The following is an 18,967-nucleotide window of genomic DNA, read 5'->3' on the forward strand; positions in this document are numbered from 1 at the left end:
CCTACTTTGTAGTATATTTAAGGGCATGAGCATTGGACGCATCCTTATCGTTGAAGACAACATGGATACCTATGAACTGGTTCGGTTCATCCTGGAAAAGAACGGGTTTGAAACTTTCCTTGCCATGAATGGTCGCGATGGGGTCAATGCCGCCACCAAGCAACTTCCCGACCTGATCATTATGGATCTCTCCATGCCCGAAATGGATGGCTGGACGGCAACCCGCCTCATCAAAGGTAATACGACAACTTCCACCATCCCTCTGATCGCGCTCACCGCTCATGCCCTGCCCAGCGACCGTAAACGTGCGTTCGATGCGGGCTGCGATGAATATGTTACCAAGCCCATGGATCTGCTTGACCTGCTGGACACCGTCAAAACCTGGACAAGCAAACAATAGATCAGGTTGGGTCAATCTCCTGGCTCATGAAACCGCACACAAGCAAAATTGCGGGGCCATTTTGAACTGAGCCAAATCTTTCAATCAAAAGGAACTACTATGAAACAAATCTGTGTTGTCGGCGTGGGATACGTCGGTCTGGTGACCGCTGCCTGCTTCGCCGACCTTGGCAACCGTGTAACTGCATTGGATGTAAACGAGGAACGTGTTGCAAATCTCAAAAAGGGCATCATGCCCATTTACGAACCGGGGTTGGATGAACTCGTCAAGCGCAATGTAAAAGCGGGACGTATTACTTTCACCACCTCGTATGCTGAAGCGCTGAAAGGCGTGGAATATGCCTTCATCGCCGTGGGCACCCCATCCGGTTCAGACGGTTCGGCAGACCTGCAATATGTTGCTGCAGCAGCAACTTCCATTGCAAAGAACATGACCGCACCGCTGGTGCTGATCAACAAATCCACGGTTCCGATCGGGACCGGCGACTGGGTTGCCGACATCGTAAAGGGTGCCCAGCCCAAGCCGATCGACTTTGCCGTGGTTTCGTGTCCTGAATTCCTGCGTGAAGGTTCCGCCATCGGCGACTTCATGAGCCCGCACCGCACCGTGATCGGTTCATTGGATCGCGATGCAGCAAATAAAGTAGCTCAACTGCATTTACCCCTGCGCGCCCCCATCGTCATCACTGACCTGCGTACCGCAGAAATGATCAAGTACGCCAGCAATGCCTTCCTTGCCACCAAGATCTCTTTCATCAACGAACTCGCTGATTTATGTGAACGTGTCGGCGCGGATGTGAAGGAAGTAGCGGCTGGCATGGGCTACGATGCGCGCATCGGACGTCACTTTTTGGATGCAGGTCTCGGCTGGGGCGGCTCGTGCTTCCCCAAAGATGTGGAAGCGCTCGCCTTCATGGCAAAAGAAAAAGGACTCAACCCGAAGATCCTCAACAGCGTCATGGATGTCAACTATGACCGCCGCAAAGAGGCTGTTAAAAGCGTGGAAGTCATGCTGGGTGGCAGCCTGAAAGGCAAGACCATTGGCTTGCTGGGTCTGGCGTTCAAACCCAACACCGACGATATGCGTGATGCACCCGCCATCGATATCTCTGAAGAATTGATCGGATCAGGCGCAAAGGTTCGCGCATATGATCCGGTTGCAATGCATGTAGCGCGCCCCATCCTCCCGGCTGTGGAGATGTTCGAAGAAGTGTACAAGATGGCAGAAGGTTGCGATGCATTAATGGTCATCACCGAATGGAATGAATTCAAGCAACTCGACCTCGACAAGGTAAAGGGTTTGCTCAGGTCTCCTGTCGTTTACGACGGACGCAATATCTACGAACCCGGTCGCATGAAGGATATGGGCTTCACGTACCGGGCTGTTGGACGATAATTAAGGAATTGGTAAATTTGTAGAATGGTAGTCGGATAGTCGGTTTAACTGGCTATCCGACTATTTGACTAATAGACAATATGACTAACACCCCTCCCGTTTGTAACTATGAAGGTTCCGATTACCAGCAATCCTTTTGGGATCAGGGCGGGCGCGCCTATGAAGACCGCGCCGAAGCCATTGCACTGAAACGCATGCTCCCAAAAAGCGGAAAGCTGATGCTCGAACTGGGCGCTGGCGCAGGGCGCAATACCCCGCGCTATGCCGGGTTCGAACGCATTGTGGTTCTGGATTATTCGACCACACAGCTTGCCCAGGCACAGGAAAGACTTGGACGCTCCGATAAGTACATCTATGTTGCCGCAGATGTATACCGCCTCCCCTTTCAGAGCAGATTGTTCGACGCCGCTACAATGATCCGTGTGCTGCACCATATGGCAGATGCACCCAAAGCACTTGCACAAATTCAAGCAACGCTGCAACCCGGTGCGACCTTCATCCTTGAGTTTGCGAACAAGTTGAACCTGAAAGCGATCCTGCGCTTCTGGCTCGGCAAGCAATCATGGAGTCCCTTTTCGCTTGAGCCGGTGGAATTTGTAAAACTCAACTTTGACTTTCATCCCAAAGCCATTCACCAATGGCTGAGCGGACTTGGCTTCAACATCGAAAAAATATTGACCGTATCGCATTTCCGCCTTGGTCTGTTAAAGCGGTTGGTCCCTGCCAGCCTGCTCGCCGCCGTAGACGGTCTCTTTCAGCCGACAGGCGCCCTCTTTCAACTCACACCAAGTGTGTTTGTTAAAGCCGTCCTTCCTGGCAGTTCAAATGTGACCATTCCTTCAGGTGTGATCGATTTATTCAAATGCCCCGATTGCAACAGCGGCAATTTACAAGAAAAAGCAGAACACGTTGCCTGCCCCTCTTGCGGGGCAAAATGGTCTGTTCAAAACGGGATCTATGACTTTAGGGAAAGAATGAAATAGAAAATAAAAAAAACAGGCTCCAATTGGAGCCTGTTTTCGAATGTTAGTCTTTCACCAATGGCAGGCGTATGAAGAAAGTACTGCCGGGGAATTTTTCTTCATCTTTACCGATACTTTCCACCCAGATGGTTCCCTGCAAGGCGCGGACAATGCCAGAAGCGATGGCGAGCCCCAACCCTGCACCGCCGCCTTTATAGTTCGTACGGCTGGAAGAATGCAATTGCACCTCTCCCAATTGATATAACTTCTCGAAAATGACCTTGTGATGTTCGGCATCGATACCAATGCCCGTGTCTTTAATGGCGATCTCCGCCATTCGACCACGCTTGGCATCTTCCACCACCCGGGCAGAAACGTCGATAGAACCGCCATCTGGAGTGAATTTGATGGCATTTACGATCACTTGATCAAGTGCCTTTTTCAGCAGCTCCGAATCCGCCAACAGCGGTGGGATCGTTTTGATGGTTTCGTCCAGGGTCAAGGTCAGGTTGCGAGCCGTAAGGTCATCCACATAATCCTTATGGATCAACCTAAGGATCAAGCCCAGGCTGACCGATTCTACATGCGGCATGATGACTTGACTCTCAAGCCGCACCACATCCAACATGCTATTGACGATCTGGTGCAGGCGGTTCGTGCCGCGGGTTACGCCTTCGATCGCTTCGGAAAGCATGGCATTGTTCTGTATGCCCGGGTCTGCCTTCAACATACCGAGGAAGCCTTTTACCACGGTTAGCGGTGTACGTAGTTCGTGTGCGGCAACCTGAATGAACGCGGACTTGTTCTTATCATGCTTCTCAAGGGAGGTATACGCTTTATTCAGCTCTTCCACGCGTTCCGCGACCATGCGTTCCATCACCTGACTGATACCCGTCACTTCGTGATACAGGCGCGCATTCTCAAGCGCCACGGTTGCCTGTAAGGCAAAGGTCGTGGCAAGCAAACCATCATCTTGAGTAAAGGATGTCTTCGCACGGCTGACCAGCAAAAGCCCAACGACGTTGTCTTTGGAATACAAAGGCACACCCATCCACGAAAGGTCGTGCGGAAGCCAATCAGGCTGTGACCAATTCTCCACCGCATTAACATCCTTGATGACCAGTGTTTCGCCTTTGCGTGAAATGGTCTTGTATAACTCGTGTCCCTTAAACCCAAGCCGGAAGGTGGTCATCTGCGCGCCTTGTGGCATGCCGCGCTGTGCCTGGATTACCGGCTCCCCGTTGACATCTTCCATAACCAGAACACCACGGTCATAAGGCAGGGTCTGATTCAACTGCTCGAGGATCTCATCCGGCAACCGTTCGACGGTTTTCAAAGAGGAAAGCTGGCGCAAAGAACGCGCCAACGCCTCCGCTCCCCGACGCCGTTCCTGTTCGGACGCAAATAGCTGTGCATTTTCGCTGGCAGTTTTTTCTGCCACATCGCGCGCACGGCTGAGTTCACCAGCCTGCTCGCGTGCTTCGCTCAAAAGTCGTTCCACTTCACGCTGTGCCTGTTCGCGCTGCTCGACCAACATGGTGCGCAGCAACGCACTGGAAAGCAGGTTGCGCACGCGCACATAGATATCCCAATCATCCGGTCCCATTTCCACCCACATGAAGCCAAAGCGATTGCTCGCCAGTGAAAGCGGCATCACCACAGAATCGTAGCGACGGTTCTCAGGCGTCTTGCCGCGCGGAACCAGGCGTCCGGTGGCGAGGCGCGAACTGGCATCCGTCGGCATGGCAAACTGCTTGTCATCGTACTGCATCAACAAGCGGTAACTTTGCGGCGGAGGCGAAGAAATGGAACCTGGCGCGTCTGTGTCGCCATAATACATCACATACCAGCGGCTGATACCGAACAGCGGGAAATGCTGCGCAATTGCATCGCCAATGGCATTGAAACTTACCGCTGAAGCCATGGAGAAGCTAAAGTTATTCAACAATTCTTCCTGCTTCACGAATTGAAGTCGGTTATACGCCTGCGCCCGCTGGGAAAGCTCACCCACCAGCATGCGCGCCTGTTGAAAAAGATTCTCCGCACGCAGGGTGGTGGTGTTACTGGATATCCCCCCAAGCGCATATTTGCGAAAGGTAGAGATTACATTTTGCCAGGTATTGAAATCGTAGCCGTGCCGTTGGAGGACCTCCACCATGCCCTGCACCGCTTTTAAAAATCCACCGCTATTTTCCGCTTCACGCAGCCCGGTGAGAAAGGCATCCCACGCACGCCCGAATATTTCAACATATTCCTCGCGTCCTGAATCAACATCCGCTATCCCGGCGGCTGCCAGCAAGGCATTGATCGCTGCTGTACGTTTATTCTCCAGCCTGCCCGTATGCGCCACTTCCCTCGGCAGGACAACGGCGCGATGGATACTTTCCGGCAGACATCCGCACGACCAGCGTACCACCAGCTTGGAGGGAAGCAGGTCAAGGTCGCTGCTTTCCTGAGCATCGATCTTATTCATCAGAGCGGCAAAAGCCCTGGCACCGCCATCATAAAAAGATTGCCGTACCGTCGTTAGCGGCACACCCATTGACTGCGACTCACTGACATCATCGAAACCGGTCACAGCAACTTTATCCGGCACGTGGATGCCGCGCCCTTGCAACGCTTCCAGCACACCAAAAGCCATCCGGTCGTTCGAAGCGACAATCGCCTGTACTGCCATGCCGCGCTCATCTAAAAGGGTACGCACAGCAGCGCGTCCGCTTTCGGCAGAATAATCGCCTTCTACCACCATATGTGCATCATGGCGGATATTATGTGATTTCAATTCATCAAGAAAAGCTTTGTAGCGTTGATCCGCTTCACTCTGCCCCACTGGACCGCGCACAAAAGCGATCCGTTCATATCCATGCGCTTCGATCAGATGCTTGATAATGGAGCGCATCCCTCCGTCATTGTCCGCCATTACAGTCGGAATACCTTTTACAGGGACCGCAAAGGATGCGATTGGTACTGGTGCAAGGAATTGGCAAAAATTCTGGATCTCTTCCGCAGTCAACCCATGTGCCACATCTGCCGAAAGAAGAATCCCATCAAACTGCCCCGGCCTGATCAAGTCATACAGCCCGTAAGAATGTCCCTCATTTTTTGGCATTCCGATCGCAGTGGGCTTACCACCTACAAAACAAACCACATTAACATCTGCAGCTCGCGCACTATCCAGCACACCAGACATGAACTCGCTGCCCCACACACGGCTTAACTGTGCACTCAACACCGCAATGGTTTTTCGTTTACCCGAGGGATTTACGAGTTTTTTCATCATAGAATGACAAATTATAAGTCAGGTTATTTGCATGGAAAGTTGCAATTTTGCAAGACTATCTCCCCCGAGTAAAACCGTGCCCAGTACATCCATACTGGGCACGGCGCATATACGAACCTAGCGTATTTCAATCTGATAGGACGCCAACTCGCGGGTGAAGCGGGTTGTGCCCGAAACCACAAGATATGCCGTCTCACCAGAGTTCAATGACACGGGGATCTCAGCAGTCTGATCGGGGTTAAGGGGGATCATCGTCACTTTGGAATCGCCGGATTTGATGAGAGCCAGCTTGAAGGTCTGCGGCAGAACATTCTGAATGCGAACAAAGCCCTCGGCGACCCAGCCGCCATCATCCGCTTCAAGATCGGAGCTGTAACCCGCTGCATCAATCGCGACGTCATCCAGCATAAAGCCTTCACCATTGACCGCTGCATCGGTGATGTATTCAAAGCGGATGAATATTTTTTTGCCGGCATAATCCGAGAGATCGATTTTCTCTTCGATCCAATCATTCGTCACGCCGGTGTAGCCCCAGCCGTAGGAATTTCCGCTCGGGTCGGTACCTCTGCCTGAAGGCGTGGTAATAACCTCCCACGCCTTGCCATCTTCAGACACTTCAAGATAAACATAGTCCCAATCTTCTTCAATATCGAACCAGGTGCGATAAGAGAGTTCAACCGGTCCGCTTACATTGGTGAGATCAAATTCACGAGTCAACGTCATGTTCGACTCATCACCTTTGTTTGACCAAAAGGCGTAGTCACCAGAATAAGGGTCGGCGGGTAGTAACCCGGTCACGGTGGAGCCGGTGAAGTTGAGGGTATAGTTTCCAGCGCATTCGATGGCAATATAGTCCACACCATATTGATGGACGGAGCGGGTCAGCGGCTCCTGCGGACAATTGAAAATGGTCTCGGTGGCAGAAGCACGCCGGGCAGCAGGATAGTTGTTATAAACATAGCGTCCATCGTCAATAGAGGGATCAAGCAACAGGTTGGTCAGCGCCCAATCCATAAAGAAATCGTCTGCCGTGATGGGCTTGCCAGTCAACGCATCGGTTGCGCCGACAGACTGAAGTACGCCGTCCACACTGTCCAGTCCGTTGGCGGGGTCTTTTACTAACAGTTGAGTAGCTTCCTCACCAAAACGGTCGAGGAAGTAGGTCATGAACAGGAAGCCCGCACCATAGTGCGGAGACGTGGCATCCTGATCATTGGGCCAGTCATTCAATTGCAGGTCGGGGTTGGAAATGTAAAGCGAGTCGAAGCCGCCGGTTTCATACCCATTAAGCAACACCGCCAATTCAGATGAACCTTCGTTCAGCCAGGATGTTTCATTCAGGTCATTGTTCCAATGGATCATGTGCTGAAACTCATGCGCAAGCACGGCATAGGCATAGTCGCCACCCAAAGGCGTGTTATCAGCATTGAACAGGAACATTTCATGTGCGTTCGAAAATTCCTGGATCAAGGGATGAGTAGAATCGGAGGAAGAGAAATACCCAGCCACCGAAAAACCCAGCCCGCGCGAATAGAGAATATAGATATGCTCATCACCATCGATACCGGGCGCCCATTCACTACCGAAAAATTCGCGGTTGGTGGGGTACATTTTTTCTTCGAAGGTATCCACCAACGCTTTCATTTCATCCTGATCGATCTCAAGCCCATCCTGTGCCCAGAAATAAACATGCGGAGTGATGTAAAGCAGGGTAGCTTGAACTTCGTTGTTCTCATTCGAATCCAGGTCATGCACCCAGAATTTCTGAGTCTCGCCCAACGAACGCGGCGCCGCGGACTCCGACATCACCAGCGGAACCCCACATGTACCACCCAAACGACATGCCAGTTCACGCGGATCATTGATCGGAACGATGGCTTTCTCCAGTGTCTCTATGGTTTCGTTAAAGCTCGCATCTACAGGCGGACGTTGGATCTCAGTCGGTTCCTGTTCCGTTGTATCTGATGGGATAATCGGGTCGGTAAATATCGGCGAATCCTGTGTGGATGTAGATTGGCTGAATGTATAGACCGCATATCCGCCAAGCCCGAGCGCCAGCAGGCAGAGACAGCCCAACAGGACAACGATACCCACCACTATACCGATCGTTTTGCCAGAATTGTTATTTTCAGGGGTTTCCATAAAGTTTCCTTTTTCAAAAGATTGCCCGATAATACCCGCTTACTCTGAAAAGAGGATTAGTATATTTGGGCGAGTAAAAAAACAGCGCGGGGTTTCGCCCGCGCTGTTTTGCTTATACTTCCACTTCCTGCTTGGATTTCTTTTTCTTTGCCGGAGCAGATGAACTGAAGACAATCTTATTCTCTTTTTCATCCACATCCACGATGACTTCGGCGCCGTCTTTGAACTTGCCGCCAAGCAGCTCCATTGAAAGCGGACTTTCAACATATTTCTGGATCGCCCTGCGCAGCGGACGTGCGCCAAATGCCGGATCGTAGCCTTCCTTTGCCAGCCAGGAACGTGCGGCATCGGTGATCTGTACGGCAATGTTGTGGTCGTTGAGCCGGTCTTGCAGTTCCTTCATTTGCAAGATGACGATGGATTCCATCTCTTCAAGCGAGAGTGGCGAGAACATGATGATCTCGTCGATACGGTTGATGAACTCAGGACGGAAGGCGGCTTTGAGCGCCTTGTCGATCTTATCGTGCGCTTCGCGGTCAGAGCTATCCGCTTTGCCGGATAAAAAGCCGAGGGTGCCGCCTTTTCTCACGTATTCAGTACCCAGGTTCGAGGTCATGATCAGAACCGTGTTACGGAAGTCGACCACGTTGCCTTGACCATCGGTCAGGCGTCCGTCATCCAAAATTTGAAGTAGTGAATTCCACACTTCGGGGTGAGCTTTTTCAATTTCATCGAAGAGCACCACACGATACGGACGGCGGCGCACGGCTTCAGTGAGTTGACCGCCTTCTTCGTAACCGACGTATCCGGGAGGCGCGCCGAAGAGACGCGAGACGGTGTGCTGTTCACGATACTCAGACATATCCACGCGCACCATCGCATCCTCGTCATCGAACATGAACCAGGCGAGAGCTTTGGCAAGTTCCGTTTTTCCCACGCCAGAAGGTCCGATGAAGATGAATGAGCCGATCGGGCGAGCAGGGTCTTTCAAACCGGAACGCGCGCGGCGAATGGCATCGGAGATGGCGTGAATGGCTTCTTCCTGACCGATGATGCGCTCGTGCAAACGCGCTTCCATATGCAGGAGTTTTTCAGATTCAGTTTCGAGCATCTGCGTAACGGGAATTCCCGTCCACTGATGCACGACGGCGGCGATGTCGTTTACATCCACCACTTCATCGAGGTGATGTTCGGCTTCCCATTGGTCGCGCTTGGTGGTGTATTCGAGGTCAATGCGCAGACGTTCAGCTTTCTTTTGCGCAGCGCGTTCGTAGTCACGTTCCAAACCAGCCTGCTCTTCTTCAGCTGCAAGTTTGTCAATTTCAGTTTTCAACACCTTGAGATCGGGCGGCATGGAATAGAGTGCCACGCGCAATTTCGCCGCAGACTCATCCATCAGGTCGATGGCTTTATCGGGCATGTGGCGATCCGTCACATAGCGATCTGCCAAATGGGCAGCGGCAGATAAGGCTTCGTCAGAGAAGCGCACTTTGTGATGTGCCTCGTAACGGTCACGCAAGCCGTGCAGCATCTTGATGGTATCTTCCACGCTGGGTTCATCCACATAGATGGGCGCGAAGCGGCGTTCGAGCGCGGCATCTTTTTCAATGTGCTTGTGGAATTCATCCAGAGTCGTCGCGCCGATGCATTGCAGTTCACCGCGAGCCAGCGCAGGCTTGAGCATGTTACTCGCATCCATCGCACCTTGAGCGGCTCCTGCACCGACGACGGTATGCAACTCGTCGATCATCAGGATGACATCACCCTTCGCACGCTGGACTTCTTCCATCACGGCTTTGAGACGTTCTTCGAACTCGCCTCGGAACCTGGATCCGGCGATCATCGCGCCCAAGTCGAGCGCCACCACGCGTTTGCCTGAGAGGATCTCCGGCACGTCATTGGTCGCGATCTTTTGTGCAAGCCCTTCGGCAATTGCAGTCTTACCGACACCGGCTTCACCAATGAGAACGGGATTGTTCTTGGTGCGGCGGGACAAGATCTGAATCAGGCGCAAGATTTCTTTATCACGCCCAATAACTGGGTCAAGCTTGCCTTCACGTGCCAGTTGAGTTAAGTCACGCGAGTATTTTTCAAGGGTGCGGTATTTCGTCTCGGCTTGCGGATCGGTGACGCGCTGTCCGCCGCGCAAGTCTTGAATGGCATCATAGACGCGGTCACGAGTTAGCCCGGCAGATTCCAAGATACGAGCCGCGGGCGTGTTGCGTTCGGTCAGGATCGCTAAAAAGATATGTTCGGTGGAAATGTATTCGTCTTTCAGACGATTGGCTTCTTCGTTGGCAAGGTCAATGATCCGCTTGACGCGCGGCGTGATGAAGATCTGCCCCGCTCCGCCGCCGAAAATATTCGCCTTCGGGCTGGCACGTAGGGTGGCATCGAGGCGTTCGGTGAGTGCCTGAGCGCTGACATTCAGTTTTTCTAAAATTTGGGGAATCACTCCGCCGGGCTGTTCGATCAACGCCAGCAGGATATGTTCAGTATCAATTTGGTTATGCCCATAGCGTTGGATGATCTCCGCGGCGCGCTGGGCTGCCTCTTGGGCTCTCTCTGTAAATCGGTCAAATCGCATCATAGGGGGTTCCTCCAGATGAACCACGGGCCACGGACCGTAGACCACGGTTTTATGGTCTATCGTCCATTGTCCAACGTCCACCTAATGGTCGCATTATAACAAACGCCGCATCGACGTTTTGTCAATGGGGTATAAGAGGAGTGTTAGATTTCAGAACAAGATGCGTCCCGTCACTTTAACATGGCAGTTAAATACCTGCCGATCTTGAAAAGCAGAGGAAGCAGGCTCAAAAGAGCCATGGAAACTACAAGAGTGAAAATCAACAGGTCAGACCGGCTTATGACACCAGCTGCAATAGACTGGTAAAGGATCATCGAGTTCACTGGAACCATCAGGAATAATCCCGTTAACAATCCCGGCGAATATTTACGCAGCAGAATGGTCAACGTCAGATGAGGAACGAACGTATTCAAGATCATGGCTCCAAGAAAACCATGAAAGACCCCGCTCAAGATCCGGCTTGACGGAAATTCCACAGCCATAAAAGTGACGACATAAGCAAGAATGGTCACAAACAGGGCGGCAAAATAAAACTCATCCGACTCAACAGGGCGGTAAAGTTTTCCAGCACGGCGCGACCATCTTGGCAGCCAGACCGCCTCTTCCAAATTATGTAAAGTGATGACAAGTGGAAAGAACAACCATAGGTCTACCATTGTATTTAACTATTCCAAGTGGATAGGAGTTCAAGCCTTTCCCAACATTATACAACTCCCCATTCCCTATTCTACATTCCGCATCTATAATCTCAGCATGTCCTCCATTACCATCCCTGCACGCGAGGAACACCACCCCTACATGCGTCCGCTCAGCATTCTGCGGGATCTGCCCGCTGTGGCAGACCTCATCGAGACGTGTTTCTCCGCCACCATGGACAGTGACGGTCGGCGTTACGTGCAAGACATGCGTCGCGCAGGCAACGACAACTCCTTTCTCAAATGGGCAAACCGCGTGGCAGAAACCACTTCCCTGCCGCTTACTGGATACATCTGGGAGCAGGACCACCGCATCGTTGGCAACGTCAGCCTTGTACCGTTCAAACGCAACAAGCACCGTCTCTACCTGATCGCCAATGTCGCCGTTCACCCGGATTATCGCCGCCGCGGCATAGCCCGCATTCTCACTGAGCGTGCCATGCAACATGCCCGCGAAAAGAACGTGCAAGACATCTGGTTGCACGTTCGCGCTGATAATTCCGAAGCCATTCATCTATATGAAACTCTCGGCTTTCAAGAACGTACCCGGCGCACCAACTGGCAAGCTTCCACCGATCCGCGGCTGGATAAACTCGAAACGGATATCGCCATCACGAGTCGTCAGCCGCGCTTCTGGCTGACTCAGAACAAGTGGCTTTCACGCCTCTACCCCGACGCACTAGGCTGGCACGCCAACTGGAACTTTTCCACGCTTAAGCCGGGTTTTCTCAACTGGATGTATCTTATGTTCATCGACGTAAACGTCCGGCAATGGGCAGCCACCCGTAAAGACTCCCTGCTTGCCACGCTCTCATGGATTCCAAATGGGCGTGGAGATGGCTTGTTTGCCGCCGCAGGCGAAAGGTCTGACCCTGAAGCGTTGACGGCATTGTTACTGCATGCGCGGCGAGACATGCATTACTCCTATCCACATATCGCGCTCGACTTCCCCGCCGGTCTCTTCGATGATGCCATCCAAGCCGCAGGGTTCAAGTCCTTGCGCACCTTGATCTGGATGCAGGCAACTTAAGCGCAACTCTATGCAAGATTCTCCGTAATTAATAGAAAGGAGTCAAAATGACAAAATTCATCATCCGCTGGGTCATCAATGCTGTGGCGTTATACGCCGCCGTGTGGATCATCCCTGGCATCGACTATCTCGGCAACTGGACAGGAATTCTCTGGCTGGCTCTCATCATTGGCTTGTTAAACGCCCTGGTGCGCCCTTTACTTAAGTTTCTGACCTGCCCGCTCATCATCCTTACGCTTGGCTTGTTCACCCTCGTTATCAACACTGCCATGTTGCTGCTCACCAGCAACATTGGGCAGTCGCTCGGTATTCCTCTCACAGTGGACGGTTTCTGGTCTGCCCTGCTTGGCAGCCTCGTTATGAGCGCAGTCAGCATTGTGATGAGCGTCATCTTCCGCGATGAATTAAAAGGCAAGCATAACTAATAAGTCCTGCCCGCTTTAACCCCAACATCATTGAATGCAAAAAGAAAAGATGCACCCGCTAAACTTTTTAGCGGGTGCATCTTATTTACTTACGCCTCGATCATATACTCTTGTTACGTACCGCTTTGATATACCCGATCTTGAAGAACAACCGCGAAATAAAATTTCTTCCGGTCATCACCTGAAAACCATGCGCTGTGAGATGTCTCTCCAGATCTTGATAGTGATGCCCGTGGTCAAGATAATCATGAAATTCCAGGAAGATTCGATCCACTTTATCAAGCACATCTGCTGGCGCATTCAGGATGATGAGATACTCAGCTCCCTCCGCATCGATCTTGAGATAGTTTACCCGGTCAATCTGATTCTCTGCCAGGATCCCCGCCAGAGAAATCGTGCGGACCTTGATCGTATTCTCCTCGCCAGACTCAAAGAAGGAATGTGACATGCTTGAATGATCCGAATTAAAAAAGAAGCTTCTCCGTCGCGGTCTGACACGGCAATATTGAAAGCCTCCAAATTATTCAGGTTATTGATATTCTTATTTTCGACCAGCAAGGCATGGTTCTCTCCATTTGGTTCAAAAGCATACACCCGCCCAAGCGGCGCCTGACATGCCGCCCACACCGAGAACGCCCCAATATGCGCCCCAATATCCACGACCACATCGCCCGGTGCGATCACAAATTGTTTATCTTTATATTCCAGCCGTCCCCAAACCTCATAGACAGCCCAACGGTCATATAGGTTTGTCCGCATCTTCAATTTTGTTTGCGCGTCAAGTTGCTGCACGAATGTTGCTTCTCCTGCCCAGCGCCAATGAAGTAACGGAGCCAATGCCCGCACTAATCGAAACAGGTTTTGATTTAGCAAACGAAATTCCATAAATTCTCCAGAAGGGGTGGATGCATACCCAAAAAACCTGCGATTTGCGATATGGTCACTTAAAACTGTTTCGGATTTTACACCTGTTACCACTGCCTGACATTGCATTTTAAAGTTTTGAAAAAGAACAATTTACCACCACGCTGGGTATAATCTTTGCCATGATCCTCATCACCGGCGCAACCGGGTTTATAGGGCGCACTCTCGTTCGTCAACTTTCGGCGATCGGCTATCCATTGCGCGCCCTGATCCGTCCTTCAGCTAAAACCCCGCGCCTGCCCAAGGGCGTCCCTGTGGAAGTGGCGGTGGTTTCGCTCGCCGATACACGCGGTTTACGCGCCGCCATGCGCGACGTTGAAACTGTCATCCACCTTGCCAGCGCAGAGAACCAAGGCTCACGCGGTAACCTGCTCCTCACCGATATTCAAGGCACGCAGAATCTGGTCGATGCCGCTGCCGATGCAGGCGTGGACAGAATCATCTACCTAAGTCACCTCGGAGCCGCGCGCGCCTCAGGCTACCCGGCGTTCAAAGCAAAGGGCATCGCCGAAGAATCAATCCGCGCCGGAAGTACACCGTATACGGTCATTCGAACCTCCCTGGTTTACGGACCCGAAGATCATTTCACCAATAATATTGCCCGGCTCATCCGCAGTTCACCGGGTATCTTCCCCATTTCCAAAGGCGGGCGAGTCGTCGTTCAACCAGTGTGGGTCGAAGACCTCGCCACCTGCATCGTGTGGGCACTACAAAACGAAGACACGCTCAATAAAGTGTATGAGATCGGCGGCAACGAATTCTTCACGCTCCAGCAGATCACCGAGATCATCATGGATGTCACAAAACGGCGTCGGTTGCTTGTGCCGCTTTCGCCCATCACATTGCGAGCGATCACCGTTTTCCTTGAAGGCGTACTTCCAAATTTTCCGGTCTCTTCCTTCTTTCTCGATTACTTCGCCGTCAACCGCACCACCGCCGTGGATTCCATGCCGCGCCATTTCGGTTTAATGCCTGCCCGCTTTTCGTACAGACTCGATTACCTTTTCTACAAACGTTGGTATCAGCGCATATGGAGCGCCCTCACCAATAGATCAACTTCATAGAGAACAACAGAATATGTCCCTTCCAAACATCCGCCTGCTCGAAACCCCAGAAGAAATGGACCTCGTTGAAGAACTCCAGCGCCAGGTCTGGCCCGGTTCTGAAACCGATGTCGTCCCAAAGCATGTGCTCATTACTGTCGTCCATAACGGCGGCTTGGTACTGGGCGCATTCGAAGAAGAGAAACTGATCGGTTTTGTCTTTGGCTTTCCGGGTCTTGAGAAAACACCGGATGGTCCACGCCCCAAACATTGCTCGCATCAAATGGGTATTCACCCTGAACACCGCGACAGCGGCATTGGCTTCGAACTCAAACGAGCCCAATGGCAAATGGTGCGGCACCAAAGCCTCGACCACATCACCTGGACGTTCGACCCGCTGCTCAGCCGCAATGCGCACCTCAACATTGCCAAGCTCGGCGCGGTGTGCAGCACCTACCGCCAGTCTGAATATGGAGACCTGCGTGACGGGCTCAATGCAGGTTTGCCTTCCGACCGTTTTCAAGTGGATTGGTGGATCAATTCCCGCCGCGTAGAAAAAAGACTCAGCAAACGTCCGCGCCCAACGCTCAAACTGGATCACATCACCCGCAGCGGACTCCGCGCCTTCTACACGCCTCAATTCTCCGCCGCAGGCTTGATGATCGCTCCCGAGCATGTGCCAGCCTTTGACGACCGCCTCCTGCTGGTGGAGATCCCCACTAATTTCATGGATATGAAAAACAAAGATTTCCCATTGGCGCGCGATTGGCGCTTCTTCAGCCGCGAGCTATTTGAAACCGCCTTCGCCCATAATTACATTGTCACCGATTTTATATTCGACAGCAACGAAGGCAGCCCGCGCGGATTGTATATCCTTACACATGGAGAAAGCACGCTGGAAGACTTCGAGTAAACACTAACTCCGTCATTGCGAGGAGGGCGTTGTTCCCGACGAAGCAATCTTGCCCTCAAGTCATGGGATTGCTTCGGGCGAAGAACAAGAGCGCCCTCGCAATGACGAAAAGGTTCTTTAACGCATGAGCCACCCTTTCGGGTGGCTCAGCGGTTGGATGGGGAAGAGGATTTCGAGAAACCTTATCACTGGGATAAGGACTATCTCCGTACAGAAGTGTTGTTCTTGCTATCGCTCATGGCAGCCATACCCACAGGGTGATAGGTCGGCTCGGGGCGGTTGACGCCATAGGTCGGCATGGGGTTGGGACGCGGCTTGGGGGCAGGTCGCGGGTAATTGTTCAAAGGCGGATTCACTTCCTGGCGTGGAGCAGGCTGGGCAGCGCGGGGTTGAGGCGCAGAATAAGTGGTTGCCGGGGTACTGCGGTACGCCGAGTTGCGGTCATAAATATCCGCCATCGAAAAGAGGCGTTCGCCAGCGACGGAAAAAGTGCCGATCAAAAGGACCCGGATCAACCAGACCATGCATGCCACAAAGATCGGAACGACGGTGGTCATGGCAGACTGCCCAACCAGAGAGCCGCCCAATGCATTGTGATTTTGAATGGCAACCGAAACGCCCCACCATGTGAGCATGGCATTGAAGGCAGCGGCAAGCAGCCACGCGCCGAATAGATACCAAACTTCGGCGGGTTCATCACGCCCCTGCTCTGGAGTGAAGATGCGGGCGATACCGGCAAAATCGATACCGCAAAAAGCGAATGCCAGCACCGATGACCAATACATGCCTGCAAATTTTAGATCACCAAGCACATCGCGCAATGCAAAAGAGGTGGTGCCAAAATTGAACACTTCGAACGCCAACAGGGCACAGAAAATGATGCCGCCAAAGATCGCGCCGCGCCGAAGCGAGATGTTTTTCAAGAATGGCATGAGTTGGATGTTGAAGGAACGGTTCATGGGGATCTCCTTTTAGGAACCAGACAACGAGACAAACTTGCGATGCCTCAATATTAGAACACATGTTCTAAATTGTCAAGTTAACGTTTATTGCAGGAGAATTGCATGATTTATTACCCCAAAAAAAGTAGGGGCGACTTGCAAGTCGCCCCTACAGATATCGCGTGAATTTAATCGCGGCTGCGTCCGCTAACAAGCGAAACGTAATACAGCAATTGTAAAACGGCAGTGACCAAGCCCGCTACATACGTCAATGCAGCGGCATTGAGGACATTGCTCACACCGCGCATTTCAGCGTCGGTTTGGATAATGCCGCTTTCGGCAAGCATACGTCGGGCGCGGGCAGAGGCGTCAAATTCCACAGGCAGGGTAACGAGAGCAAAAAGCGCGCCGCCAGAAAAGACGAGTATCCCCACCCATGCAAGCTGGGTCATTTGCAGGAGCAATCCGATCATGATCAGGATCCAGCCAAGGTTGGAACCGATGTTGACCAGCGGCACCAGCACAGCACGGAACTTGAGCGGAAAGTATTCCTCGGCATCCTGCTGGGCGTGACCCAATTCATGTGCGGCAATGGCAAGGGCAGCCACCGAGGCACTATTCGCCACGCCGTTGGAAAGATAGACAGTTTTGTCACGCGGGTCGTAGTGGTCGGTCATTTCACCGGGCGTGCCCTGGATCTTCACACCATGCAAACCGCTGGATGCGATCAAACGTCGTGTAGCTTCATACCCGTTGAAGCGGCTGCCTGCCGCCACACGACTCCATTTGTTATAAGCCGACTTCACATACCATGACGTGATCGCCATGAGAATGAAGGCGGGGATCATGTACATCAAGTAGGTTGGGCTCAAAAAATACATTTGTTCTCCTATTTTTTTACTGTCCGCTCATCTCCAAAAGGAGTCTGACAGCTTCGTCTAACTGTGGGTCTTTATCCGCTTTACGATCTTCTTCAGTAAGTTCTACTGGATAGTCCGGCGTGAGACCGATCTTGTGGATGGTCTTTTCGTTGGGGGTGAGCCATTTGGCAATAGTGATGCGTACGGCCCCGTTATCACCCGTGAGAGGAATCCAGTTCTGCACTGAACCTTTGCCATACGATACGGTTCCAAGCAGTTTGGCGCGTCCGGTATCTTGCAAGGCACCAGCCACGATCTCAGAAGCAGAAGCAGAGCCTTCGTTAATCAGCACGATCATCGGAATTTTTGTATCCGTTGCCGCTCCGCCGGGAATGACTTCGTATGTGGTGCGGGTTCCATCGCCATACTGTTCATACAGAACAACGCCCTCACCGATGAATTGAGAAGTCACTTCCACTGAGGTCTGTAAATATCCGCCGCCATTATTACGCAAATCCAGGATGATGGCTTTGGGTTCCTGAGGCATCAGTTCCTGTATGGCAGCGTTCAACTCCGGCATGGTGTTAGAGCCAAAGGTTGTCACCTGGAAATAGGCGATGTTGCCTTCAAGCATTTTGCCTGAAGCGGAAGCGATCGTGATCTTCGCGCGTTTGATCGAGAATTCGAGCGGGGCATCCTCCCCATCGCGCAGGATGGTCAGGGCTATGGTTGTTCCGGCGGGTCCCAGTACTTTGCGGCGCACAAGCTCGGCATCAATGCCGGTCATATCTTCGCCATCGATAGCGATGATCTTGTCTCCGGGGAGCAAGCCCGCCGCTTCAGCTGGCGAACCAGGGATGGGGCTGGTGATGGTTAGGTAATCTGTGGTCGTATCCACATAAGCGCCAATGCCTTCATAGGAACCTTCGAGGCTTTCATTGGCTTGCTTGTAATCTTCCGGATCCATATAGGTGGAATGCTGGTCGCCAAGCGCCTGCATCATACCGGTAATGGCACCGCGCATCAACGCAGTATCATCCACGGGCTGGTCGACATAATTTTGATGGACGAGATTCCACGCTTCCCAGAAAGGTGCAAAGAGCGCTTGCATCTCCCCGGGAGTTGCAGCTTGCTGGTCGGGAGAGGTCGTCGGAGAAACGATCGTTGGCGGAGTTTCTTCAAAACCACTTACCCCGCCAAAGGGCACGAGATGCCCCGTGACGAAACCACCTGCGAAAGAGCCAAGCCCTACAATCAGGACAACCAATATAAGCAGTATTGCCTTTAAAGTCTTATTCACTATAGCCTCCGTTTATGGCTTAAATTACGAAAAACGATACCATTTGGTTATTAGAGATTGCTGAATT

General features: G+C 52.2%; 14 protein-coding genes and 1 pseudogene. 7 read left to right on the forward strand and 8 right to left on the reverse strand.

Annotation, left to right across the window (positions count from 1 at the left end; all coding sequences use genetic code 11):
* Positions 1-31 precede the first annotated feature (31 nt).
* From IPG80_RS20985 to IPG80_RS20995, 3 genes are all read left to right on the forward strand, one after another.
* Positions 32-400, forward strand: a complete 369-nt coding sequence (locus tag IPG80_RS20985; RefSeq protein ID WP_345112238.1) for a response regulator — start codon at positions 32-34, stop codon at positions 398-400.
* Positions 401-499: 99 nt separating this feature from the next.
* Positions 500-1,795, forward strand: a complete 1,296-nt coding sequence (locus tag IPG80_RS20990) for a UDP-glucose/GDP-mannose dehydrogenase family protein (protein ID WP_345111446.1) — start codon at positions 500-502, stop codon at positions 1,793-1,795.
* Positions 1,796-1,875: 80 nt separating this feature from the next.
* The gene (locus IPG80_RS20995) at positions 1,876-2,778 is read left to right on the forward strand and encodes a methyltransferase domain-containing protein (protein ID WP_345111448.1); all 903 of its coding nucleotides are present in this window, start codon (positions 1,876-1,878) and stop codon (positions 2,776-2,778) included.
* Between the two features lie 43 nt (positions 2,779-2,821).
* Here the strand turns inward: IPG80_RS20995 and IPG80_RS21000 are convergent, their stop codons facing one another.
* The 4 genes from IPG80_RS21000 to IPG80_RS21015 form a co-directional block, all read right to left on the reverse strand.
* The gene (locus tag IPG80_RS21000) at positions 2,822-6,037 is read right to left on the reverse strand and encodes a substrate-binding domain-containing protein (protein WP_345111451.1); all 3,216 of its coding nucleotides are present in this window, start codon (positions 6,035-6,037) and stop codon (positions 2,822-2,824) included.
* Positions 6,038-6,154: 117 nt separating this feature from the next.
* Positions 6,155-8,179 carry a hypothetical protein gene (locus IPG80_RS21005; protein WP_345111454.1) on the reverse strand — a complete coding sequence of 675 codons (2,025 nt, stop codon included), beginning with the start codon at positions 8,177-8,179 and terminating at the stop codon, positions 6,155-6,157.
* A 112-nt stretch (positions 8,180-8,291) separates the two neighbouring features.
* On the reverse strand, positions 8,292-10,766 hold the full coding sequence (locus IPG80_RS21010; RefSeq protein ID WP_345112240.1) for an AAA family ATPase: 2,475 nt from the start codon (positions 10,764-10,766) through the stop codon (positions 8,292-8,294).
* A gap of 173 nt (positions 10,767-10,939) precedes the next feature.
* Positions 10,940-11,425 carry an HXXEE domain-containing protein gene (locus tag IPG80_RS21015; RefSeq protein ID WP_345111456.1) on the reverse strand — a complete coding sequence of 162 codons (486 nt, stop codon included), beginning with the start codon at positions 11,423-11,425 and terminating at the stop codon, positions 10,940-10,942.
* A 97-nt stretch (positions 11,426-11,522) separates the two neighbouring features.
* On the opposite strand from IPG80_RS21015, the gene IPG80_RS21020 reads away from it, so the two are divergent.
* Entirely contained in the window at positions 11,523-12,494 is a 972-nt protein-coding gene (locus IPG80_RS21020) for a GNAT family N-acetyltransferase (protein WP_345111459.1), read from the forward strand.
* Between the two features lie 47 nt (positions 12,495-12,541).
* The gene (locus tag IPG80_RS21025; RefSeq protein ID WP_345111462.1) at positions 12,542-12,919 is read left to right on the forward strand and encodes a phage holin family protein; all 378 of its coding nucleotides are present in this window, start codon (positions 12,542-12,544) and stop codon (positions 12,917-12,919) included.
* A 100-nt stretch (positions 12,920-13,019) separates the two neighbouring features.
* Here the strand turns inward: IPG80_RS21025 and IPG80_RS21030 are convergent.
* Positions 13,020-13,912 (reverse strand): annotated as a pseudogene (locus tag IPG80_RS21030) (FkbM family methyltransferase).
* 53 nt (positions 13,913-13,965) lie between these two features.
* Here IPG80_RS21030 and IPG80_RS21035 point away from each other — a divergent pair.
* Both IPG80_RS21035 and IPG80_RS21040 read left to right on the forward strand, forming a co-directional pair.
* Positions 13,966-14,907 carry an NAD-dependent epimerase/dehydratase family protein gene (locus IPG80_RS21035; RefSeq protein ID WP_345111464.1) on the forward strand — a complete coding sequence of 314 codons (942 nt, stop codon included), beginning with the start codon at positions 13,966-13,968 and terminating at the stop codon, positions 14,905-14,907.
* A 13-nt stretch (positions 14,908-14,920) separates the two neighbouring features.
* Positions 14,921-15,799, forward strand: a complete 879-nt coding sequence (locus IPG80_RS21040; RefSeq protein WP_345111465.1) for a GNAT family N-acetyltransferase — start codon at positions 14,921-14,923, stop codon at positions 15,797-15,799.
* 200 nt (positions 15,800-15,999) lie between these two features.
* Here IPG80_RS21040 and IPG80_RS21045 read toward each other — a convergent pair whose 3' ends face one another.
* From IPG80_RS21045 to IPG80_RS21055, 3 genes are all read right to left on the reverse strand, one after another.
* Positions 16,000-16,758 (reverse strand): hypothetical protein, encoded by a 759-nt coding sequence (locus IPG80_RS21045; protein ID WP_345111466.1) that lies wholly within the window; start codon positions 16,756-16,758, stop codon positions 16,000-16,002.
* Positions 16,759-16,928: 170 nt separating this feature from the next.
* On the reverse strand, positions 16,929-17,621 hold the full coding sequence (locus IPG80_RS21050; RefSeq protein ID WP_345111469.1) for a zinc metallopeptidase: 693 nt from the start codon (positions 17,619-17,621) through the stop codon (positions 16,929-16,931).
* A gap of 16 nt (positions 17,622-17,637) precedes the next feature.
* Positions 17,638-18,900: a S41 family peptidase gene (locus tag IPG80_RS21055; RefSeq protein WP_345111472.1), complete on the reverse strand. Its 1,263-nt coding sequence runs from the start codon at positions 18,898-18,900 to the stop codon at positions 17,638-17,640.
* Between the last annotated feature and the right edge of the window lie 67 nt (positions 18,901-18,967).

Origin of the sequence: Candidatus Villigracilis vicinus (genome assembly GCF_016702885.1) — a bacterium.
Taxonomy (GTDB): Bacteria; Chloroflexota; Anaerolineae; order Anaerolineales; family Villigracilaceae; genus Villigracilis; species Villigracilis vicinus.